Origin of the sequence: Herbaspirillum sp. SJZ106 (assembly GCF_006715495.1) — a bacterium.
In the GTDB taxonomy this organism is placed as follows: domain Bacteria; phylum Pseudomonadota; class Gammaproteobacteria; order Burkholderiales; family Burkholderiaceae_D; genus Herbaspirillum.
Genome location: NZ_VFNI01000002.1, coordinates 483,631 through 506,683, shown reverse-complemented (window position 1 = coordinate 506,683; position 23,053 = coordinate 483,631). Strand labels below are relative to the sequence as shown.

The following is a 23,053-nucleotide window of genomic DNA, read 5'->3' as shown; positions in this document are numbered from 1 at the left end:
TTTTAGCCGGGGCGATGCGCAATCAAGCGCCCGGACGGATCATCCCTTCAGCTTGGCAAACGCCGCCGCCATCGCATTGCCGACTGGCGCCTGCTCGCGCGAGCGCTGGTTCTGGTGCTGCGACAGACGGCGCGAATCGTTGCGGTCGCCGCGCTGCTCATTGCGCGCGCCCGGCGCCGGCGCGGTGTCGTTCAGGCGCATGGTCAGGGCGATGCGCTTGCGCTTCTCGTCCACTTCCAGCACCTTGACCTTGACCACCTGGCCGGCCTTGACCACCGTGTGCGGGTCCTTGACGAAGGTGTTCGACAAGGCCGAGATGTGCACCAGGCCGTCCTGATGCACGCCGATGTCGACGAAGGCGCCGAAGGCCGCGACGTTGGTCACCACGCCTTCCAGGATCATGTCCGGACGCAGGTCCTTGATCTCTTCCACGCCTTCCTTGAAGGTGGCGGTGGTGAACTCCGGACGCGGATCGCGGCCCGGCTTGTCGAGTTCCTTGAGGATGTCGGTGACGGTCGGCACGCCGAATTTCTCATCGGCGTACTTGGCCGGCGACAGGCCCTTCAACAGCGAGGTCTGGCCGACCACGCTCTTCACGTCCTTCTTGATGTCGGCCAGGATCTTTTCCACCAGCGGGTACGATTCCGGGTGCACCGCGGAGGCGTCCAGCGGGTTCTCGCCGTTCATCACGCGCAAAAAGCCCGCGGCCTGTTCGAACGTCTTCTCGCCCAGACGCGGCACCTCGCGCAGCGCAGCGCGCGAGACGAACATGCCCTTCATGTCGCGGTAGGAAACGATGCTCTGCGCCACGCTGGCGTTGAGGCCAGACACGCGCGCCAACAGCGGCGCCGAGGCGGTGTTCACATCGACGCCGACGGCGTTGACGCAATCTTCCACCACCGCGTCCAGCGAACGCGCCAGCTGCGTCTGGCTCACATCGTGCTGGTACTGGCCCACGCCGATCGACTTGGGATCGATCTTGACCAGTTCGGCCAGCGGGTCTTGCAGGCGGCGCGCGATCGACACCGCGCCGCGCAGCGACACGTCCAGTTCCGGCAATTCCTTGGAAGCGAATTCCGAGGCCGAGTACACCGAGGCGCCGGCTTCCGACACCACGATCTTGGTTAGCTTCAGTTCCGGGCGCAGCTTGATCAGGTCTTGCGCCAGCTTGTCGGTTTCGCGCGAGGCGGTGCCGTTGCCGATCGAGATCAGCGACACCTGGTGCTTCTCGGCCAGTTGCGACAGCGTATGCAGCGAACCGTGCCAGTCATTGCGCGGCTGGTGCGGGTAGATGGTATCGGTGGCCACCACCTTGCCGGTGGCGTCGACAATGGCGACCTTGACGCCGGTGCGCAGGCCCGGATCCAGGCCCATGGTAGCGCGCGGGCCGGCCGGCGCGGCCAGCAGCAGATCCTTCAGGTTGCGGGCGAAGACGTTGATGGCCTCGGCTTCGGCTTCTTCGCGCAGCTTGGTCATCAGTTCGGTTTCCAGGTGCATGAACACCTTCACGCGCCAGGCCCAGCGCACCGTGTCGGAGAGCCATTTGTCGGCGGCGCGGCCCTTGTTGGACACGCCGAAGCGCGAGGCGATGCGGCCTTCGCACGGGTTGTGCGGGGCATCCCACTTCGGCTTTTCTTCTTCGCTATCCAGGCGCAGCACCACGTTCAACACCTCTTCGCGGCGGCCGCGGAACAGCGCCAGCGCGCGGTGCGAGGGGATGGTGCCGAAGGTCTCGGAGTAATCGAAGTAGTCGGCGAACTTCTCGCCGGCGTCCTGCTTGCCTTCCACCACTTTCGACTCGACCACGCCGTGCTCGGTCAGGTATTCGCGCAGGTTCTGCAGCAGCTCGGCGTCTTCCGAGAAACGCTCCATCAGGATCTGGCGCGCGCCGTCCAGCGCCGCCTTGGCATCGGGTACGCCGGGGTTGTCGCCGTTGTCGGTGGTGAAGGCCGGCTTGAGGTACTTGGCGGCCTCTTCTTCGGGATTCAACGCCGGATCGTTCAGCAGCGCATCGGCCAGCTCGGTCAGGCCGGCTTCGGCGGCGATCTGCGCCTTGGTGCGGCGCTTGGGCTTGTAGGGCAGGTACAGGTCTTCCAGGCGGGTCTTGTCTTCCGCGTGGACGATGGCGTCCAGCAGCACCGGCGTCATCTTGCCCTGCTCTTCGATCGAGGCGATGATCGCGGCGCGACGGGCCTCCAGCTCGCGCAGGTAGCGCAGGCGCTCTTCCAGCAGGCGCAGTTGGGTGTCGTCCAGGCCGCCGGTGGCTTCCTTGCGGTAGCGGGCGATGAAGGGGACGGTTGCACCTTCGTCCAGCAAGGCGATGGCGGCAGCGACCTGAACCGGCTTGGCGACGAGTTCAAGGGCGAGTCGTTGTTCGATAGAAGGCAGCATTGTGAAACCCAGTCAACAGTAAAGAAAAACAAGCGTTGGATGATACGCAATTCAACCGCGTGCGCCAATCTTGACATTGGACGCGGAACGGCAAACTCGGGATAATCGCCGTTTCAACGTCGCACTTCTGTCCATTTTTGCAACATGTCCATTCGCCTCATCGTCGGCCTCGGCAACCCCGGCCCGGAATACGAACAAACCCGGCACAACGCAGGCTTCTGGCTGGTCGACAACCTGGCCGGCCCGGTGCGCCTGGCGCGCGAGGCGCGCTTCAACGCGCTGGCCGGCAAGACCTCGGTCGCCGGCAACGAAGTCTGGCTGCTGGAGCCGCAGACCTACATGAACCGCTCCGGCCAGTCGGTCGGCGCGCTGGCGCGCTTCTACAAGATCGCGCCCGAGGAAGTGCTGGTGGCGCATGACGAACTCGACCTGGCGCCCGGCGTGGCGCGCATCAAGAAAGGCGGCTCGTCCGGCGGCCACAACGGCTTGAAGGACATCACCGCCGCGCTGGGCACGCAAGACTACTGGCGCCTGCGCCTGGGCATCGGCCATCCGCGCACGCTCGGCTTGCAGCAGCCGGTGGCGGACTTCGTGCTGCACCGCCCGCGCAAGGAAGAACAGGCGCTGATCAACGAGGCGCTGGACAAGAGCCTGAACGTCATCCCGCTGCTGTGCCAGGGCAAGTTCGAAGCGGCAATGATGGAACTGCACACGAGCAAATGACTACGCGTGCCGTCCGCTTGGACGCGCGCGTACGCATAAAAAACAAGGGGCGCCCGCCATGCGGACGCCCCTTTTTCATTGCCGGCTTACTTGAGCGAGGACAGCTTCTGTTCCAGCGCCTTGGCGTCGATCGCGCCAGGCACGCGCGAGCCGTCGGTGAAGATGATGGTCGGCGTGCCGGTGACCTTCATCTTCTTGCCCAGCGCCAGCACCTCGTCATGCGGTGCGTTGCAGCTGGCGGCAGCGGCCGGCGCTTCCTTGCCGTTGATCATCCAGTCGCTCCAGGCCTTGCTCGGATTGGGCGCGCACCAGATGTTGCGCGACTTGACGATGGAGTCCGGCGACAGGATGTTGTACTGGAAAGTGTAGACGGTGGTGTTGTCGACTTCCTGCAGCGTCTTGTGCAGGCGCTTGCAGTAGATGCAGTTCGGATCCTCGAAGATCGCCATCATGCGCTTGCCGTTGCCCTTGACGGTCTTGATCGCCTTGTCCAGCGGCAGGCCGGAGAAGGGCACCTTGTTGATGGCCTCGATCTTTTCCTTGGTGAAGTCGCGATAGGTCTGCGCATCGACCACGCGGCCGATGAACAGGTATTGCGCCTTGGCGTCGGTATAGATCACGTCGCCGTCGATCTGGATCTCATACAGGCCGGCATACGGCGTCTTGGTCACGGCATCGACCTTGGCGCCCTGGCCCAGGCGCGGCTCGATCAGCTTCTTGATGGTAGCCTCGGTGCTGTCGGCCGCTTCGGCCTGCGCATGGGCGGAAACGCCCGCCACCGTCGATGCCAGTACAGCCACGGCCATGCCGATGTGGCGCAGCGTGCGCGCCGGGCCGGTGGTCAGAAAATTATTCATAGTGGTCCTGATTCAAATCAAACGCCCGGGCAATCCTGGCGGCATCGGCCTGAAAACCGTACCACACCTGCCCTGGCGGTCACCCCGTGGGAATTGGTTGATAGATGGCGCAAACGTCGCGGCCGGATCACAAACAGGTTCCAGGATCCGGCCAGGCGCATTACCTTACCTCAAATCGGCCCGCCTCACTTGCTCACTTGCCCAGCGCATGCGCGATCAGCCGACGCTTTAAGACCGGCAAGCGGTTGATCAGGTTCATTCCGATATTGCGCGCCATGCGCAACGGCTCGGCATCGGTGGAAAAAATGCGGTTCAAGCCATCGGTGGCCAGTTGCATCAGCAATACCTCTTCCTTGCGCGCACGCGCATAGCGGCGCAGCACGCGGCTGTCGCCGCAGTCGTATTGCGGCTCGCGCGCGGCCAGCGTATCGATCAGCGCCGCAACATCGGCAAACCCCAGGTTCATGCCGTGGCCGGCCATCGGATGCACGACATGCGCGGCATCGCCGATCAGCGCCACGCGCTCGGCAATCATCGCGTGCGGCTTGATCAGCGCCAGCGGGAACGCCTTGACCACCTCCGGCTGCAGGGGCGTGAGCGCCCCCAGCACCGGCGCGGCCCAGACCGCCAGTCGCTGCGCCAGTTCGGACAAGGGCAAACGCAACAATTGCTCGGCCAGCGCATCCGGCGCCGACCACACCAGCGAGACGCGGTTGCCCGGCAACGGCAGCAGCGCCACCACCCCTTCGACCGGGCTGAACCACTGGTAGGCCACGCCCAGATGCGGCTTCTCGCAACTGAAATTGGTGACGATGGCACGCTGGCCGTACGCGCGATAATCGAGCCCGATGTCGCACTGGCCGCGCACCCACGAATGGCCGCCATCGGCGCCCACCACCAGCGACGCCGACAGGCTCTCGCCGGATGCGAGCGTGAGCGTAGCGGCCTCAGGCGACACCGACAGCGCCGTCGCCCGGCCCTGCACCAGTTTTACATTGGGCGCGAAACGCAGCGCGGCATTGAGCGCAGCATCCAGGTTGCGGTCTTCGACAATCCACGCCAGCGCATCGGTGCGCGCGCCATAGGCATCGAACGACAGCAATCCCGCCCCGCCCTGCGCCGAGGCGCCATCGCCCTGCACCGTCATGTTGTCCACGGGCGCGATGCGCCCGGCATCCATCGCCTCCCACACCCGCACCGACGACAGCAGCCGGCGCGCGGTATGGTTCAAGGCATACACCCGCACATCCCAGCTGGCCTCATCGGCCGGCGCAGGACGCGATGGCGATGGCGACGACGGCGGCGCCAGCAACGTCACCCGCAAACCCGCCTGCGCCAGTCCAAGCGCAGCGGCCTTGCCTACCGCGCCATTGCCGACGATGCAGATATCGGTACCGGCCGCAGCCGGCGAAGCAGTCATGAATTGGGCATTGGAAGTCATGGGTCGCATTATAAACGCCGCCTCATAAACAATTTATGAGAAAGGCCTTGCAGTATTTTTTTTCTTTGCTATAATCTTGCGTCTTGGCCTGGTAGCTCAGTCGGTAGAGCAGAGGATTGAAAATCCTTGTGTCGGTGGTTCGATTCCGCCCCGGGCCACCAAAATATCTTTTTGCAGAATTGGCAGCCACACTTTCGAGTGTCGCTGCCTTTTTTGTTTTCTCGGCCTGTGCCATCAAGACCAGCATTTCTCCGCGCTCAATCTGCTCTGCGCAGCATCAGCCATCTTCAAAGCGGTTTGAAGTCGAAGACTAACAATCGCTGCGACTACAAATTAATCGATCAGGTCAAGGATGACCTGCTACGGGAAGTGAGGGCCAATCCAGAGTTAGTTCGTGCCGCAGGTGGCCTTGTTCGCTTTGCTGAGAAAGAGAATGTCAAGTATGCAATATTGCGGAATTATGTCAACGCAGATGGCAGTCTTAGGCCGATAGCCCGGAATCGGATCGCGAGCGCGGGCGGGGCTGCAACGTCCAAAGACTCGCAGGTGCAGTCATTCCTGTTGGAGTCCCCCCCCTCGGGCTGGACCAAGGCTGATCTAGAAACTGAGCCGCTTGACCTGCCCCGGGAATTGGACAGTTTAGTTTAGAACTGGAGAGGAGGCAGAGACGCTTGAGCGTTTTTTGAAAGAGACAGTATCCAGCCATGGCTAGAATGACTTCCCCATCACAACAAGTCTTCATGCTTCATCGATGCACATCCCTCCTGTTGGACCTTCTTCGCTTGGCGCGGCAGCCAGTCCGTTAAGCGGATCGCCCCGTCAACTCACCGAAGTCAGAACGCTGATACTTGAGTATGCAGGGGGGCGGGACACTGCTCTTCATAAACTACGCTGCGTCAGCTTGCTGGCAGCCATAGCTTGGATCCATCATCAGTTCAGTCAATCGTACCCACCTGACATTTCGGCAGCGCGCCGGGATCTCACGCAACACATGATGCGTGCATGCAGCGAAAGCACGAACATCCAGGCTTTGGTCGACGGCCTTCTGGGGCCTTGCCAGGATAGTACGGGCGTCAGATCGCGCGGGTTCTCGCTGATTTATACGCAACTCGCCGATGAAGTTCTCGCGATGCTGGAAACCGGCGCGCACACGAGCCAGATCCTAGGCGCTGCGGTCGATATTTCAACGGAACTACAGGAGCAAATGGGCGGCGATGGCGATGCGCTTTATCCCTATTTCCTACACGTATGGGAGAAAGTCGCGCCACCAGGCGACGACACGCGTAAAGAGGTGAGGGATCAGTTTCTGCATATGAATAAAGGCACGCTGGATTTATCGGCGATACCTTTGCATAGCCTGCCGCTCATGCCCGATCACTGCACCAGCCTTACCCTAATCTGGGACCAATTGGATGAGTTGCCGCCGTTCCCCAAGCATCTCACCAACCTTGACCTGATTGCCCCTCACCTGACTGTATTGCCGGCCTTTCCCGCGAACCTCGATAGCATCAAGATAAGTTCCGGCCGGGTGCCTGAGTTCCCGGCCTGGCCCGGGCGCCTCAAGAAGCTTGAGGTATTCAGCCTCGAGGCGGCCAAGTTACCAGACCTTCCCGCGAGCCTCGAGAGCCTTGAGGTACTTTGCATGCAGTTGACCGAGTTGCCGGCCTTGCCCGAGCACCTTAAAGTGCTTACCGTATCGAGTCACGAGCTGACTGAATTGCCGGCTTTGCCTAAGGATCTCAAGAAGCTTCAGGTATGGTTCAATCTTCGGCTGACTGGTTTGCCGACCTTGCCCAAGAACCTCGAGCTGCTTGACGTAGCGGGGAACATGCTGACTTCGTGGCCGACTGAGTGGCCCGCGAGCCTCCGTCTGCTTGATGTCAGCAACAACCAACTAACCTCGTTTCCCGAAAATATTTACAGTCTGCCGCCAACGTGCCAGGTGGATATCACAGGCAACCCAGGATTGGCAGGTGATCTGCCAGGGATAAGGGAACGCATATCCGTAGCAGACTACAATGGCCCTCTAATCTTGTTTGATATGTCCGAGGACGATAACAATTCGCCGGCACGCCCCCTTCACGAGGCGGTCGAGAAATGGCTGGGGAGCGTCGATGAAGCTCAAGCGGAACGATGGCGAGAGCTCGACGCTGAACCGGCCGCAGGGAAGTTTTCACTGTTTTTGGATCGGCTATGGGAATCCGTCAATTACACGCCCAAGCTCAAGGCAGCGGTAGCCACGTGGCTACCCAAGATCGCGCAGGATAGTGAACTTCGAGCATTAATCTATGCGATTGCCGACCGATCGACCGAGTCTTGCGAGGACCGGGTTGCATTGACTTATAACGACATGAAGAACCTCGATAATGCGTACGAAGTCAGTCGCGGTGCATATGACACCAGGCTCGATGCGCTCGTCGAGCTCGGACGTGGCGCATTTCGCCTGGATGCGCTGGCGAAGATCGCCAGCAGGAAAGTTGAATCATTGCGACAAATGAAAGAAGAAGAAGAAGAAGAAGAAGAAGAAGAAGAAGAAGAAGAAGTAGAAGTGGACGAAATCGTAGTCTACCTGGCCTATCAGGTCCGATTGCACGAGCGGCTGGGCTTGCCCACCGACCTTGTGGACATGCGGTTCTTCAATGTCTCCGGGGTGACCAAACAGGACCTGGATGATGCAGTAACCGAGGTCCAAAGCCGGGAGCAGGCGGAGTTTTTTCAGTATTTCCTCCTCGATTGGGCGCCTTGGCAGGCAATGTTGACCCGTTTTTCGCCCGGTTGGCGTGAGCGGGAACATCAGATGTTGACGACCCTGCAGCCTGCTTTTAAGCAAGAGGTGAAGGCGAAATTGGCAGAGGTCGGTTTGTCAGAAGATGATGACGATGCATTGGCTCAATTGGGTAGTGCAGTGATGAAAGAGCAGGAACTGGAAGTTCGCTACAACGTTGCAAGAGAGGTTTTGCGCGCCAGGGGAGAGGAAGCATTTCTCGACCGGATTCTAGAACCCATTTCATAAATAGGCGTGAGATGCGTTCTAAGCACTAATCACCCAAAACGATATGGGTAACGCTTATGGTTCCTACGATCTGGAACGCGCCTAGTCACAAGTTCATGGATATCACTAAAGATTCCTTTTCGAAAAAGGCAGCCACACTTTCCGGTGTCGCTGCCTTTTTTGTTTCCTCAGCAGCGGCCATCAAGGCCAGCATTTCCTCGGCGCAATCTGGCATCGTCTGCCATTTTCAAAGCGTTTTTGCGTCAGGCACGCGGTCACCACGCACGTATTTACTTAGCATTTGGTACGGCATGTCCCAGTCCATTGCGACCCCGTACAAAGTCCGCTCACCGATTGCTCGATCCATAGCATCTTGCAATGTCATGACGTCCTCCTATTAAAAACCGGAATTTGCGCGAAATGTGAAAGATGGCGGGCATCTTATTTTATAGAGTAGCGGTCTCCCCCTCTATCACTCCGTGTGCGGGGATATTTTGATCAATGATAAGCAGGCTGCGTGTGGCGAGCACGGCACCAGGAGCAAATATGCGTCTCCCCCCCTTTTCGACTCTCCGATATCCAGGTATGGCATGTACGCCTGATCAGGCAACGTCGCCGTCAGAAGAAGCTTTCTCTTCGCAGATATCTCTTGCACAGAATGTACAGGCTGTGCACTCCGTTCCGTTCATCCCGTTTAATATGGGGGGCGGGGAGCCATGGCAGTTCCAGCCAGAAACGAGGGAAAACCCGAGTGATGCTTTCGCAGGGGAGTGGTCTGCCGGGTTCTCGACGTTAGCGCAACGCCCGCCACCGCCAGAAACGCCTCAGGTCATTAGAGATGCCCTGAAAGGAATACCGCCCTCGACGTTCGCACAACGTCCGTCATCGCCAGAAACGTCATCAATCATCGAAACTGCTCTGCAAGGGGAGCAACTCCTCGCAATGAGAAAGCGGAGCGCAGACCATGCGACAAATCGAATGTCCATGCCTCCTCAAGCAAAGCTTGTCAAAAAAAGTTTTATTGTCGGTACTGACCTGCTACGGAAAGTCGAGGCAGACCCAACGTTAATTCAAAATATAGGCCTTGCTGAGTTTGCCAGGCAGGAGGGCGTTCCGAAACACAGCTTGCGAGAATATGTCTGTACAGATGGTAGCCTGAGAAAGGCAGGCCGGGATCGGATCGCCGAGGAAAATGGATGGCGTTTTGCTCCTATTGATGCTGACTTTCTATGGAAAGTGAAGGTCAATCCAGAGTTAGTTCGCGACGCAGATGGCCTGGTGGACTTTGCTGAGCGAGAAAACGTCAAGTATGAAACATTGCGTCGTTATGTCACTGCGGATGGCGAACTGAGGCCGGCCGCCAATGATCTGCTCGGCAAGGAGGATGAAACGCTTAAGACTACTGTTGAGGATGACCTGCTACGGGAAGTGAAGGCCAACCCAAGCTTGATTCCAAACGCAGGCGGCGTTGCTGGCTTTGCTATACAGAGGGGTTATTTTTATAGCGTATTGAACAATTATTTCAATGAAAGTGGCAGTCTGAGGAAGATGGCCCGGGATCGGATCGCCGAGAAGGACGGACACCGTTTTGCTCCTGTTGATACTACCTTTCTACGGAAAGTGAAAGCCAATCCAGGGTTAGTTCGCGACGCAGGTAGCCTTGTTCGCTTTGCTGAGAAAAAGAATTTCAAGTATGCAACATTGCGCCATTATGTCAACGCAGATGGCAGTCTGAGGCCGATAGGCCGGAATCGGATCACGAGGGAGGACAAGACTGTGACGTCCGAAGGCTCGCAGGTGTAGTCATGCCGGCCCGGGTGGAGGGTTGCACCGACGCTATTTCAACAAGTACGTGGCCGAGAATTCTCAGGAAACGCTTCAACAAGAAAAGCCATGGGGCTTCCCGTAGCACTCCTAATCCCACGGCAGCGCGATACGAAAGTGCATCCAGTACTAAATCCAGCATAAAGCCGCAACTTTTCGCTTACCAGGCTTCTCGCAATGAAATTCAAAAGCAACTTGGCTGCGCTATTACTAAATGATCCATACAGACTAAGGCTACTGAAGATCGTAGCGACATTGTCCTTGCCTGACTGCTGGATAGGCGCGGGTTTTGTGCGAAACACCGTATGGGATGCCATCCACGGCTTTGCAAGCCGTCCTCATCTGTCGGATATTGATGTTATATGGTTCGATTCCACGCGATGTGACCCAGGAATCGATCAGGAGCTGGAAAGCCTTCTGATGACTATGGATAGTACGGTTCAATGGTCCGTCAAAAACCAGAGCAGAATGCATTCGAAAAATGGTGACAAGGCCTATCAATCGTCCACCGATGCTATGCGCTTTTGGCCCGAGACTGCGACAGCCATAGGCGTGAGGTGGGAAGAGAATGAAGGTATCCAAATAACAGCTCCGTATGGACTGGATGATCTTTACGAAGGAGTAATTCGCCCCACACCCCGATATCAAGTGGAGAAGAAGCAAATTATGGAAAACCGAGTTGTTGCCAAAAATTGGCTTCAACTATGGCCCAAGTTGCGCATGGTGCCTTGGTAGAATTCAATAGTCCCAACCGTTGATAGTCCACTTCCGGCCGAGGCTGTATAAAAACAGAGCGTCAGTCTACTTTTCAGTTCTTGGCCGACAGACCTCTTACAGATGTCTCGATAGCGTCCTGATGTAGGCAGAATGCACATCAAACGGAGCGTTGATAGTAAGACGTTAAAGCGCTTACGCGCCCATTGCCTTCAACAGCAATGCCACAAGAAGTGCCGCTGCCCCCTCGACTACGCGTTGACGCCATCTGGCGCTTCTTGGTCACCAGCTTCGGTTCGAAGCTGCCACTGCCATAACGATCTCAGGAAACTTCAATCGCTGATCGCCAGATTCATCCTGAACGTCTTGCCATTCTTTCCGCTTCGGGTGTTGCACGCTTCATTAGCGACGCTTGCATGCTTGCCGCGACGTCGAATCCACCCGCGCAAACCACTCAGGCCAGGAACTGCGGCGCCTGTGACCCGCTTCGATGTCAGGAATCAAGGTCAGCGCCAGCACGGGCAACTGACCGGCAGATTTGGCGATCCGGTATTTGACGCCATGCACGCACTCGCGGTCGCCAAATTCGCAACGATTGAGATGGGTGCCGCCGCAGGGGCCGTTTGCCAGGCCTTTGGGGCATGTCTCCGGGCATATGTAGAGGGTATCCTGCAAGCGGCAGCGGCCGCAGGTATCGCAGCCGAGCAGCGGCCGTTTGATCGCCCGTTCGACGGCATGCAGCGCCTGCGCGGCGATGCCGTCTTGCCAGAGCGGGCGCGTCACGCTCCAGCCAAAAGCTTGGCTGAGCCACCCTGTGCGGCTGAAGAACCGACCATGTACCTTGGATAGCAGCGTGTATTTCAGGCGCTCCCGGCGGGTGGCGGCGACATTGGATTGCCCCATTTTCCAGGCGCCGGCATCGGGGGTGAAGCAGACCCTGGGCGCGTCAGGCATCTCCCAGCTTACCTGCCAGCGTTCGATCCAAGCGGCCAGTGAGGCCACGCTGTCGCGCTGCTTGCAGATTGCCTGCTCCAACGCCAGCAGTTCGTCCAGCGCATGCAACCCGGACACATGGACTCCAGCGTAGCCCATCAATTGCAAGCCCACGATCTGCAGCGCCAGGCGCGCGCGGCTTCGTGCCCCGGCATAAGCGGGCGATACCTGCCGCTCCCGCTCCAGCAACCCGCGCATGGATTCGGTGATGACGATGCCGGGCACCTTCTGCAGGGCGGCCGCGCGTTTTCCTGTCAGCTGCATGACGCAGGCCAGCATCGGTTTTGCGCATGCCTGGGCGCGCATCCAGGCCTGGGCCTCAATATGCTTGGCGGCATCGAAACCCAGTTGCAGGGTAAGGAAATCGGCGCCGGCCAACAGCTTTTTCTGCGCCTTCAGATACTGGGCGCCGCCTTCTTCTTCGCGGTATTTGAATGGGTTCAACGCGGCGCCCAACAGCCAGTCCGGGCCATGCGCACGGGCCAGTTGCAGCGCGGGCACCGACTCAAGATAACGCACCGGCGCCTGGCCGGGGCGGTGACCCGGCAAGCGATCGCCGCTGAGCAGCAACAATTGGCGCAGGCCGCGGGCTTGCATCGCCTCCATCTGCAGCAGCAAGTCTGCGCGCTCGCGGTCCTTGCCTGAAAAGTGGAGTAAGGATGAGGCCGGATCGCCCAATGCGCCGGCGCCTGCCAGGGGACTCAGGTCCGAGCGCAGCCCGACCCGGTCGGAAAAGGCCGGCAGCAACGGCCAGCCGGCCAGATGCCCGCGTTGCACGATCCGCTCAAGCGCGGCCAGGCGCGCAGTTGACTGTTGAGGAATGATCTCCAGTACGCAGACGAAGCGCCCTTCATTCAGCACCTGTTTCAATACGCTCAAGGCAGCGACCTTTATAGATCAGAAGGTGACGCAGTCGCTATCGAGCAACGATTGCAACAATTGCGGCAATAGCGGGCGGCGGCAAGCGCTCAAGCCACGCTATGCGCGGCGATGTTGCGGTACTGGCCTTTGAAATACAGCAACGGCTGCGCGGCAACCGCTTCCTGCAGGTTCAAGGCTTTCACTTCGCCAATCACGATGACGTGGTCACCCGCGGCATGTTCGGCGTAGATTTCGCAATCAAGCCAGTGCAGGCTTCCGGCAATGAGCGGATTACCCAGCGGCGATTCTCGCCATTCGATGCCATGCCACTTGTCCGTGCCTCGACGCGCGAACTGGTTGGAGATACGGACCTGTTCATTTGACAGGATATTGACCGCGAACCGGCCTGCCTGGCGAATCCTGGGATAGCTGGCCGAGCCTGACATGACGCTGAAGGACACCAGCGGCGGGCTCATCGAGACGCTATAGAACGATTGGCAGGTGAAGCCGATCGGCTCTTCATCGACGAGCGATGTAATCACCGTGATACCGGAAGCGTAATGCCCGAGCGCTTCGCGAAAGCGCAATGGCTCGACGGCGGTACTGGAAATTGACATGGCAAGAATGAAATACAGGTACGGATCGACAGCGTTAAGGGGAGCCCGGCGTCGTCCGAAATATTAGCGGACTCATGCAGGCTGACTTGGGCCGTTACGGATGTGGAAGGCGCTCATCAACCAGCGCCGGCCGGGCCAAAACGGCACTTTGCATCTGGCCGTCGCGCATTTGTCGCGACGGCCATTTCCCGCCTCGGAATTACTTCGCGAGTTCTTTGCGGACGATTTCCGCGCCGGCGCTCAAGGCATTGAGCTTGCCTCTTGCCACGCCACGCGCCAGGGGGGCCATGCCGCAGTTGGTGCAAGGATAGAGCTTGTCCGCATCGACAAACTGCAGCGCCTTGCGCAGGGTATTGGCGACTTCCTCGGGGGTTTCAATGGTGTTGCTGGCCACATCGATGGCCCCGACCATCACTTTCTTGCCCCGGATGAGTTCGATCAAATCCATGGGGACATGAGAGTTATGGCATTCCAGCGAAACGATATCGATGCTGGATTTTTGCAGCTTGGGGAATGCTTCTTCATATTGCCGCCACTCGGAGCCCAGCGTCTTTTTCCAGTCGGTATTGGCCTTGATGCCATAGCCGTAGCAGATATGCACGGCCGTTTCGCATTTCAGTCCCTCAATGGCTTTTTCCAGGGTGGCAACACCCCAGTCGTTCACCTCATCAAAGAAGACGTTGAACGCAGGCTCATCGAACTGGATGATGTCGACACCGGCGGCCTCCAACTCCCGGGCCTCCTGATTGAGGATCTTGGCGAATTCCCAGGCCAGTTTTTCGCGGCTCTTGTAATGCGCGTCATACAGCGTGTCGATCATGGTCATGGGACCTGGCAACGCCCATTTGATGGGTTGCCCGGTCTGTTGACGGAGAAACTTGGCGTCCTCGACGAAGACCGGTTTCTGGCGCGAGACAGCGCCCACGACGGTCGGCACGCTGGCATCGTAGCGGTCGCGGATTCTGACGGTCTCGCGCTTCTCGAAATCGACGCCATCCAGGTGCTCGATAAAGGTCGTCACGAAATGCTGGCGCGTCTGTTCGCCATCGCTGACGATATCGATGCCGGCGTGCTGCTGCTCTTGCAACGCCAGGCGCAAGGCGTCCCGCTTGCCGTCGCGCAGTTCTTCACCTTGCAGCTTCCAGGGTGACCAGAGTTTCTCGGGCTCTGCGAGCCAGGAAGGTTTAGGCAGGCTGCCGGCAGTCGACGTGGGTAACAGTTTTTTCACAATAGATGACCTGGTGTGGGAATGAATCAATGAATCAGTGAATCAATGCGCGCAATTGGCGGACCATTGCGCCAGAACGGCCTGGTAAGGCTTGATGAAATGCTCCTCGACAAACCTGCCCTGCTCGACAGCCAGCCGGCTGCGCTCTTCCCGGTCATAGACGATCCGGGTCAATGAATAGTCCTGGTGCTTCAGGCTGGGTTGATAGGATCTTCCGGCCACGGAATTGGCGTTGTAGATCTCGGGGCGATAGATCTTCTGGAAGGTATCCATCGTGCTGATGGTGCTGATCAGCTCAAGGTTCGTGTAATCGCCGAGCAAATCGCCGGAGAAATAAAAAGCCAGCGGCGCGGCACTGTTCGGCGGCATGAAATAGCGCACCTTCATGCCCATTTTCTTGAAGTATTCGTCGGTCAGGGAATACGCGTCCTGCACGTATTCCACGCCCAATACCGGATGCTGGTTTTCAGTGCGCTGATAGGTCCTGCTGCTCGACACGCTCAGGCAGATGACGGGCGGCTTGTTGAAATGTTTCTTGTACGTGTCCGAATTCACGAAGGACTTGAACAGCTTGCCGTGCAGGTCGCCAAAATCCTCCGGCGCGCTGAACACCGGCTGGTTCTTGTTGCGCTCCGGCAGGACAACGCTGAAGTCGTAATCGCGCACGTAGGAGGAAAAGTTATTCCCCACGATGCCGGCGATACGTTCGTTGGTGTGGCGATCGATGATGATGGTCTTCAAGATCTCAATCAGGGGGAGCGCGTTGCCGGCGCTTGCGCCATCGACGGTCATCTCGACCGAGATGATCTCGAGCTGGACGTTATAACGGTCCCCCGTGGGATTGTCCCAATGCGCCAGGGCATTGAAACGATTGTCGATCATCCGGAAGGTGTTGCGCAGGTTTTCCTGGCGGCTCTCCCCCCTGGCCAGATTGGCGAAGTTGGTGGTGATGCGCGTATTCTCGGAAGGACGATAGTCCTCATCGAAACAAATGCTCTTGATGGCAAATGTGAATTCTTTACTCATGATGGTCCCGTACCCTAATTTCTGAGATCAAGCCTGCGCCCACTGCTTGCGCCTGTTTTTCAGTACTTCCAAAAAATTTTGTTTTTTTGATTCGGCAGTCTTGTCATTGACGATATGCGAGACGAATTCTATGCCGATCAATCCATGAATAAAAATGAATTTATCTAATAAAATCATTACATTTACTCATGCAATGGACGCATGCCGATGCGCCTGGAGACGGCCCGCGCCATTTGCCCCACCATGCATTGCGCGCTGCCGCCGCCCTGCCAGGCGAAAAACCCGGCATCAGAACCATCGGTCGCGTTTGGTGAACGCCTTGATCAACAGGAAGATCCGCCAGCTGCGGATCGACGCTGGCGGCGGAGTGTGAGATTGGGGCTGGCGCCACAGAGGCGCTTCTTACTGCAGAGACAGCGCATGATGGATGGAATGGCCGAAAGCCCGTTCAATCTTGTGCTGGCAGGGCGCCTCCAAGCCATTCTGCTTGGAGGTCTGGCGACGGATGGCGCGCCCCGGATTCGATTGCGGAGTCGTCGCCGCCATAGAATTTCACGCCCGGCTCAATTGCCCGGTTAACCGCAGATCTACAGTCTCATACGCCAGAAGCAGACCGGCAATGCGAGCGTGCTCAAAGTCCAGATACAAGTGCCCCGGTTCATGGCGGCGGACGATCCGCTTGCCCTGATGCAGTATGTGCAAGGTCATTTGCCAACCATGCCGACTCTGCGTGGCGACAACGCGGATGTCATGGCAACGATATTGCGCGTGGTGGACAAGCGACCGGGGGCTTCCTTGCCTGCCACGCGGCCTTCCATACAGGCGCAAGTCGGCGCGCGGGCACATCAGCGCATCGCCTTGCCGCGCATGCGCTCCGCCCAGCCCAGTACGAACACGAAGAACACGGGCACGAAGAACACCGCCAATACGGTCGCGCTGACCATGCCGCCGAACACGCCGGTGCCGATCGCCTGTTGGGTCTCGGCGCTGGCGCCGCCGGCCAGCATCAACGGCACGACACCCAGGGCGAACGCCATCGAAGTCATCAGGATCGGCCGCAGGCGCAAGGCGGATGCCTTGACCGCAGCTTGTGCCAGGCTCATCCCGTCTTCTCGCAGCTGCTTGGCGAACTCCACGATCAGGATGGCGTTCTTGGCCGACAGGCCGATGACGGTGATCAGGCCGACCTTGAAGAACACGTCGTTGGGCATGTCGCGCAACAGCACCGCGGCAACTGCCCCGATCAGGCCCAGCGGCACCACCAGCATCACCGACAGCGGAATCGACCAGCTCTCATACAGGGCCGCCAGCACCAGGAATACCACCAGCATGGACAACGCCATCAGCATCGGCGCCTGAGCGGCGGACAAGCGTTCCTGCAGCGACTGTCCGGTCCAGGCCACGGAAAAACCGGGCGGCAGCTGCTGCGCCAACCGCTCCATCTCGGCCATGGCCTCGCCGCTCGACACGCCGGGCGCGGCGCTGCCGGCAATGCGCACGGACGGCAGGCCCTGGTAGCGCACCATCTGCGTGGGCGTGCTCTGCCAGACCGGCCTGACCAGCTCGGCCAGCGGCACCATGCCGCCGCCGGCGTTGCGCACGTAGAGCTTCATCACGTCCTCTATCTGCATGCGCGAGGCGGCATCGGCCTGTACGATGACCTGCTGCATGCGGCCTTCGTTGGGGAAGTCGTTCACATAAAGTGAACCCATCGCCGCCGACAGGGTGTCGCTGATGCTGCCGAAGGAGACGCCCAGCGCCGCCGCCTTCTGGCGATCGATTTCCAGCCGGACGCTGGCGCCGGCAGGCAGCCCGTCCGGGTAGACCCCGCTCACCTTGCTGCTGTGCGCGGCCAGCTCAAGCAGCCTGGCCTCGGCCTCCTTGAGTGCGGCATAGCCCAGGTTGGCTCGGTCCTGCAGGCGCATCGCGAAACCGGACGAGGTGCCCAGCTCTTCGATGGCCGGCGGCATCAGGCTCATGACGACGCCGTCCGAGCTGCCCTCCATCGCGGCCTGGGCATGCATGACTTCCGTGACGGCATCGGATCCCTGGCGCAGCTTCCAGTCCTTGAGCTCGGTGAACGCCATCGCCGCGTTCGGGCCGGAGCCCGAGAACCCGAACCCCAGCACCGACAGATTGGCGCCGATGTCGGGACGCGTCTTCAGGTAACGCTCGTATTGCTCGACCACCTTCGAGGTGCGCTCGGCGGTCGCATCGGAGGGCAGCTGAAAGGAAGTCATGAAATATCCTTGGTCTTCCTCCGGCAAGAAAGCCGACGGCAAGGAACGCAACGCGAACAGCAGGATGGCCGACAGTCCCACGAACACCAGCATCACCCGTGCGCCGCGCGCCACCAGGCCGACCAGGCGCGACTCGTAGCGCGCCGTCATGCGCGCGAACGCCCGGTTGAACCAGCCGAAGAAGCCGCGCTTCTCATGATGGCCAGGCGCCACGGGCTTGAGCAGCGTGGCGCACAAAGCCGGGGTCAGGCTCAGCGCGAGGAAGGCGGAAAACAGGATGGACACCACCATCGACAACGTGAACTGTCGATAGATCACCCCCACCGAGCCGCCGGCCAGCGCCATGGGGATGAATACCGCCGTCAGCACCAGCGTGATGCCGACGATGGCGCCGGTGATTTCCTTCATTGCCTTGAGCGTGGCTTCGCGCGGCCCCAATCCTTCATGCGCCATGATGCGCTCGACGTTTTCCACCACCACGATGGCATCGTCGACGATGATGCCGATCGCCAGCACCATGCCGAACATGGTCAGCACATTGACCGAGAAACCGGCCGCCAGCATCACCGCCAGTGTGCCCAAAAGGGCAATCGGCGCCACGATTGCCGGGATCAGCGTGTAGCGGATGTTCTGCAGGAACAGGTACATCACAATGAACACCAGCACCATGGCCTCGATCAGCGTCTGCACCACCTTCTGGATGGATATCTTGACGAAGGGCGCGGTGTTGTACGGCAAGGAGTAATGCACGCCGGACGGCAGGCTGGCGCGCAGCTCGGCCATGCGCGCCTGCACGCCCTCGGCGACGCGCACCGCGTTGGCGCCCGGCGACAGCTGCACCGCCGCTACCACAGCGGCCTTGCCGTCTTCGCGATTGGAGAAGCCGTAGGACTGCGCGCCCAGCTCGACGCGCGCGACATCGCCCAAGGTGACCCGCGCACCGTCGTCCTTGGCCTTGAGCACGATGGCGGCGAACTGCGCCGGCGATTGCAGCTGCCCCTGCACGGTGAGCGGCACGGAGATCTGCTGGCCGGGCAACGCCGGCATGTCGCCCAGACGCCCGGGCGCGATCTGCACGTTCTGCTGCGCGATCGCGGCGCCGATATCGCTCATCGACAATTTGTAGGCATTCAGCCGGAACGGGTCGACCCAGATGCGCATCGCCTGCTCGGCGCCGAACAGCTGCACGCGCCCCACGCCGTCGATACGGCGCAGCTCCTCGACAATGTTGCGCGCCATGTAGTCGCTTAACGCGACTTCGTCCAGGCGGCCGTCGGCAGAGGTGAGGCTGACCATCAGCAGGAAGCTCGAAGCGGCCGACTCGACCGTCACGCCGTTCTGCCGCACCGCCTGCGGCAGGCGGGCCTCGACCGCCTTGAGGCGGTTCTGCACGTCCACCTGGGCCAGCTCGGGATCGGTCCCGGGCTTGAAGGTCACGGTGATTTGCGCGGAGCCGGAGGTGTCGGCCGACGACTCGAAATACAGCATGTTCTTGACGCTGGAGAGCTCGCGCTCGATCAGTCCGACCACGCCGTCGTTCATCGCCTGCGGCGTGGCGCCGGGATAGCTGGCGCTGATGGACACGGTGGGCGGCGCAACCGAAGGATAGCGCTCTATCGGCAGCTGCGGGATGGCGATCACGCCAAGCAGGATGATGAACAAGGCAACCACCCAGGCGAAGATGGGACGGTCGATGAAAAACTGGGGCATGCAACACTCCTGGAATCGGCCCGCGATAGGGCGCCACCGACGTCTCTTTGCTGGGCGCGGCGACACGACAGTACAATCGCAAGAAAAGGCGGATTCTGCCCGGCGAAGATGAGGATTGCGCTACGCAATTGTGGAGTTTTGATGGAGAGGGGAACAATGTCAGAGAATGCGACAGCCACGGGCGAGGCAAGTCCTGCGGAAACCGTGCAGGAAACCAACGTGCTGGTGCTGATCGCCGAGGACGCGCCCGAGATCGCCGAGATCCTGGCCGCCTACCTGGCGCGCAGCGGCATGCGCAGCATGCATGCCGCCGACGGCGCCCAGGCCCTGGAACTGCACCTGGCGCTCAAGCCCGACCTGGTGCTGCTCGACATCCAGATGCCGCAGGTCAGCGGCTGGCAGGTGCTGTCGCAGATCCGCCAGCGCGGCGACACGCCGGTCATCATGCTGACCGCGCTGGACCAGGACGTCGACAAACTGATCGGCCTGCGCATTGGCGCCGATGACTACGTGGTCAAACCGTTCAACCCGGCCGAAGTGGTGGCGCGGGTGCAGGCGGTGCTGCGGCGCAGCTTGCCGCGCCAGCAGCGCGACGAGCGCCGCATCCTGAGAGTGGCGCCATTCGTCATCGACTTCGACCAGCACGAGGCGGTGGTCGAAATCGGCGATCGTTCGCACACGCTGGCGCTGACGCTGACCGAGTTCAGATTGCTGGCGCAACTGGCGCGTGCGCCGCGACGCGTATTCAGCCGCGCCGAGCTGCTGACGGCCTGCCTGCCAGAAGGCGACACGCTGGAACGCACCGTCGACAGCCACGTCAGCAAGCTGCGCAAGAAGCTGGAAGACCTCGGCATCGCCGGTATCCCGGTCAGCATCCGCGGCGTCGGCTATCGCTTCCACCATGGCCTCTGACGCGCGCGCCATGAACATCCTGCCCGTCGTCGCCCGCTCCAGGGGCCTGGGTCGCCAGATCGTCAGCTCGGTCGCCATCCTGGTGCTGGCCATCATGATGATGGTGCTGCTCGGCTCCTATGTCTTCTACGCCACGCTGTGGGTGTTCTATCCGGCCGGCCTGTCGGCGCCCGACAGCTGGCTCCCCTCGCCGGCGGAATGGGGCTGGATCATCGCCACCACGCTGACCGGCCTGGCCATCGCGGTGTGGGTCGCCATTCGTCTCTCGCGCCGCATCCTGGCGCCGCTGAACTCGGTGGCCACCAGCCTGCGCCAAGTGGCGCAAGGGGACTTGGCGGCACGCGCGGCCACCGACGATCATTCGCTGGGCGAGGCCGCCCAACTGGTCGACGACTTCAACGCCATGGCCGAACGGCTGCAGCGGGCGGAACAGGAACGCATCTTCTGGAACGCGGCCATCGCGCATGAGCTGCGCACCCCGGTCACCATCCTGCGCGGCCGCCTGCAGGGCCTGGCGGAAGGCATTTTCCGGCCCGAGCATGCGCTGTTCTCCAGCTTGCTGACCCAGGTCGAAGGCCTGGGACGGCTGATCGAGGATTTACGTGTAGTCGGCCTGGCCGACAGCGGACACTTGCAATTGCAGTTGCAACAGACCGATCTGCAGAAAGAAGTGATGACGGTGCTGAAGGCCTGTGAATCGACCCTGCTGGAAAAGGGTTTTCGTCTGTCGCTGGCGCTGGATACGCAGCAGGCGATATGCGACCCGATCCGAATCCGGCAGGCGCTGCTGGCGCTGTTGGAAAACGCCCTGCGCCACGCGATACCGGGTCCGCTGACGATCAGAACATCGTCAAACGACGGCATGCATGAACTCAGCGTCGAAGACAGCGGCCCAGGCATCAGGGCGGCCGATGCGCAGATCATCTTTGACGCTTTCCAGCGCGGCCCGCTGGAGCCCGATACCGCCCCCAAAGGCAGTGGCCTGGGGCTTGCGGTTGTCAGGGCCATCATTGGCGCTCACCATGGAACCGTCATCTGCAGGCGCTCCGAGTTGGGAGGCGCGTGCTTCCTGATGCGTTGGCCTGCCTAGAGTCCGGTATTGTTTCGACGTTGCAGGAGAAAAACAGACGCCCGGATTGAAAATCCTTGTGTCCAAGGTTCGATTCCGCCCCAGGTCGCCCAACAGGATTTAAAAACATTCAGCCCAGCTTCGCGCTGGGCTTTTTGTATTTGTCTTTTTTGTTTGCCTGGCGCTTTCCGGCCCCCTCCCGGCATGACAAGACGAAGCCCCATCGATCCGCACACGCCAAATTCCCCCGACGCATAGCGCCTTGCCGCCACCCGCTCCCGGTGACCTGAATTCAATAAAAAACGTAAGTATCGGGAATAAATTTACACATGAAATATCGCGCAAATATTGTTGACATAAGGAAATATGCTAGGATCAGCACCGCAATGCGGAGGAAGTTCCAATTCAGCAACTATTTAATGCTCCTCCCATGTCTTATCGCGCAGTCGCCAATCTGACCTCGTGCGCCTTGATAGATCAACTTATTTAGGGGTGTTAAATCCGATGGATACTTCAGTGAAAAACTATAAAGCAGCAGCTGCGCTATTTGCCGGGCTGTTCCTTGCCGGCTGCTCGACCATGGACATGGGAAGCAACAGCGCCAAGACGGCCGCCACCGGTTCCGCCGGCGGTGCCAACGCGCAGAATGCGAATGCCCAGCTGGAGAAATGCGACAAGCCTTTAGGCACCATGGCGATCATTGAAGATACGTCAGCCCCCTGGTACGGGATTCTGACCGGGCAATACAAACTGGGCTCGACGGTTCCGGTGCTCAAACTGCTGGTTCAACAGTCGAATTGCTTCGTGGTGGTGGAACGCGGCCGCGGCATGACAACGATGATGGGCGAACGCGCCCTGCAAGACTCCGGCGAATTGCGCAATCGCTCCAATTTCGGCAAAGGGAAAATGGTCGCGGCCGACTACGGCCTGAGCCCATCGATCACATTTACCAATAACAACGCAGGCGGCGCCGGCGCAAGTGTCGCCGGACTCCTTCCCGGCGGATTCGGCTCGGCCATCGGCGCGCTTGCCGGCAACATGAACTCCAAGGAAGCCAGCACCTTGCTGACCGTGATCGATAACCGCTCGGGCGTACAGCTGGCAGCGGCCGAAGGCAGCGCCACCAGCATGGACTTTGGCGCGCTGGGACGGCTCGTCGGCAGCTCGGCCGGCGGTTCGCTGGGCGGCTATTCCAATACGGCGGAAGGCAAAGTGATCGTTGCCGCGTTCACCGACTCCTACAACAACGTCGTGCGCGCCATCCGCAACTACAAGCAACAGACCGTCGCCGGCGGATTGGGCACTGGCGGCAACCTCGCGGTGCAGGGCGATGACGACGCACCGGTTACAAAGAAGACCGTCAAGAAAAAGAAAAAATAAGACCGGCCAGGCTACGCAGCGGAGCGCCGGGTTTCCCAAGCAAAACGCCAACCGTCGCCGGTTGGCGTTTTGCAT

16 protein-coding genes and 1 tRNA gene are annotated in these 23,053 nt (G+C 60.1%); 8 read left to right on the top strand and 9 right to left on the bottom strand.

Annotated features, from left to right (window positions below):
* Positions 1-39: 39 nt before the first annotated feature.
* On the bottom strand, positions 40-2,391 hold the full coding sequence (locus FB598_RS07490; protein ID WP_141913766.1) for a Tex family protein: 2,352 nt from the start codon (positions 2,389-2,391) through the stop codon (positions 40-42).
* Between the two features lie 144 nt (positions 2,392-2,535).
* Here FB598_RS07490 and pth point away from each other — a divergent pair, with 144 nt between their 5' ends.
* Complete coding sequence (gene pth, locus FB598_RS07485; RefSeq protein ID WP_141913767.1) at positions 2,536-3,114, top strand: aminoacyl-tRNA hydrolase; 579 nt, start codon at positions 2,536-2,538, stop codon at positions 3,112-3,114.
* Between the two features lie 86 nt (positions 3,115-3,200).
* Here pth and FB598_RS07480 read toward each other — a convergent pair whose 3' ends face one another.
* Both FB598_RS07480 and FB598_RS07475 read right to left on the bottom strand, forming a co-directional pair.
* On the bottom strand, positions 3,201-3,971 hold the full coding sequence (locus FB598_RS07480; RefSeq protein WP_141913768.1) for a DsbC family protein: 771 nt from the start codon (positions 3,969-3,971) through the stop codon (positions 3,201-3,203).
* Positions 3,972-4,164: 193 nt separating this feature from the next.
* The gene (locus tag FB598_RS07475; RefSeq protein WP_370454993.1) at positions 4,165-5,421 is read right to left on the bottom strand and encodes an FAD-dependent monooxygenase; all 1,257 of its coding nucleotides are present in this window, start codon (positions 5,419-5,421) and stop codon (positions 4,165-4,167) included.
* 76 nt (positions 5,422-5,497) lie between these two features.
* On the opposite strand from FB598_RS07475, the gene FB598_RS07470 reads away from it, so the two are divergent.
* The 4 genes from FB598_RS07470 to FB598_RS07455 all read left to right on the top strand — a co-directional run bounded on the left by FB598_RS07470 (position 5,498) and on the right by FB598_RS07455 (position 10,963).
* A tRNA-Phe gene (locus FB598_RS07470) sits at positions 5,498-5,573 on the top strand.
* Between the two features lie 830 nt (positions 5,574-6,403).
* Complete coding sequence (locus tag FB598_RS07465; protein WP_183405705.1) at positions 6,404-8,425, top strand: NEL-type E3 ubiquitin ligase domain-containing protein; 2,022 nt, start codon at positions 6,404-6,406, stop codon at positions 8,423-8,425.
* A 525-nt stretch (positions 8,426-8,950) separates the two neighbouring features.
* Complete coding sequence (locus tag FB598_RS07460; protein ID WP_141913771.1) at positions 8,951-10,207, top strand: hypothetical protein; 1,257 nt, start codon at positions 8,951-8,953, stop codon at positions 10,205-10,207.
* A gap of 198 nt (positions 10,208-10,405) precedes the next feature.
* Complete coding sequence (locus FB598_RS07455) at positions 10,406-10,963, top strand: nucleotidyltransferase family protein (protein WP_141913772.1); 558 nt, start codon at positions 10,406-10,408, stop codon at positions 10,961-10,963.
* Positions 10,964-11,344: 381 nt separating this feature from the next.
* On the opposite strand, the gene FB598_RS07450 is transcribed toward FB598_RS07455, so the two are convergent.
* The 6 genes from FB598_RS07450 to FB598_RS07425 all read right to left on the bottom strand — a co-directional run bounded on the left by FB598_RS07450 (position 11,345) and on the right by FB598_RS07425 (position 19,617).
* Entirely contained in the window at positions 11,345-12,814 is a 1,470-nt protein-coding gene (locus FB598_RS07450) for a methylenetetrahydrofolate reductase C-terminal domain-containing protein (protein ID WP_141913773.1), read from the bottom strand.
* Between the two features lie 89 nt (positions 12,815-12,903).
* Positions 12,904-13,413 (bottom strand): flavin reductase family protein, encoded by a 510-nt coding sequence (locus FB598_RS07445; protein WP_141913774.1) that lies wholly within the window; start codon positions 13,411-13,413, stop codon positions 12,904-12,906.
* A 199-nt stretch (positions 13,414-13,612) separates the two neighbouring features.
* Positions 13,613-14,641 carry a methionine synthase gene (locus FB598_RS07440; RefSeq protein WP_141913775.1) on the bottom strand — a complete coding sequence of 343 codons (1,029 nt, stop codon included), beginning with the start codon at positions 14,639-14,641 and terminating at the stop codon, positions 13,613-13,615.
* A 42-nt stretch (positions 14,642-14,683) separates the two neighbouring features.
* The gene (locus FB598_RS07435) at positions 14,684-15,667 is read right to left on the bottom strand and encodes a DUF1852 domain-containing protein (protein ID WP_141913776.1); all 984 of its coding nucleotides are present in this window, start codon (positions 15,665-15,667) and stop codon (positions 14,684-14,686) included.
* 27 nt (positions 15,668-15,694) lie between these two features.
* Complete coding sequence (locus FB598_RS20690) at positions 15,695-15,844, bottom strand: hypothetical protein (protein ID WP_183405704.1); 150 nt, start codon at positions 15,842-15,844, stop codon at positions 15,695-15,697.
* Between the two features lie 668 nt (positions 15,845-16,512).
* A complete protein-coding gene (locus tag FB598_RS07425) occupies positions 16,513-19,617 on the bottom strand; it encodes an efflux RND transporter permease subunit (RefSeq protein ID WP_141913778.1) in 3,105 nt (1,034 codons plus the stop codon).
* A 156-nt stretch (positions 19,618-19,773) separates the two neighbouring features.
* Here FB598_RS07425 and FB598_RS07420 point away from each other — a divergent pair, with 156 nt between their 5' ends.
* From FB598_RS07420 to FB598_RS07410, 3 genes are all read left to right on the top strand, one after another.
* Complete coding sequence (locus FB598_RS07420; protein ID WP_370454650.1) at positions 19,774-20,529, top strand: response regulator; 756 nt, start codon at positions 19,774-19,776, stop codon at positions 20,527-20,529.
* A gap of 10 nt (positions 20,530-20,539) precedes the next feature.
* The gene (locus FB598_RS07415) at positions 20,540-21,619 is read left to right on the top strand and encodes an ATP-binding protein (RefSeq protein WP_141913780.1); all 1,080 of its coding nucleotides are present in this window, start codon (positions 20,540-20,542) and stop codon (positions 21,617-21,619) included.
* 483 nt (positions 21,620-22,102) lie between these two features.
* The gene (locus FB598_RS07410; RefSeq protein ID WP_141913781.1) at positions 22,103-22,978 is read left to right on the top strand and encodes a CsgG/HfaB family protein; all 876 of its coding nucleotides are present in this window, start codon (positions 22,103-22,105) and stop codon (positions 22,976-22,978) included.
* Positions 22,979-23,053: the final 75 nt, after the last annotated feature.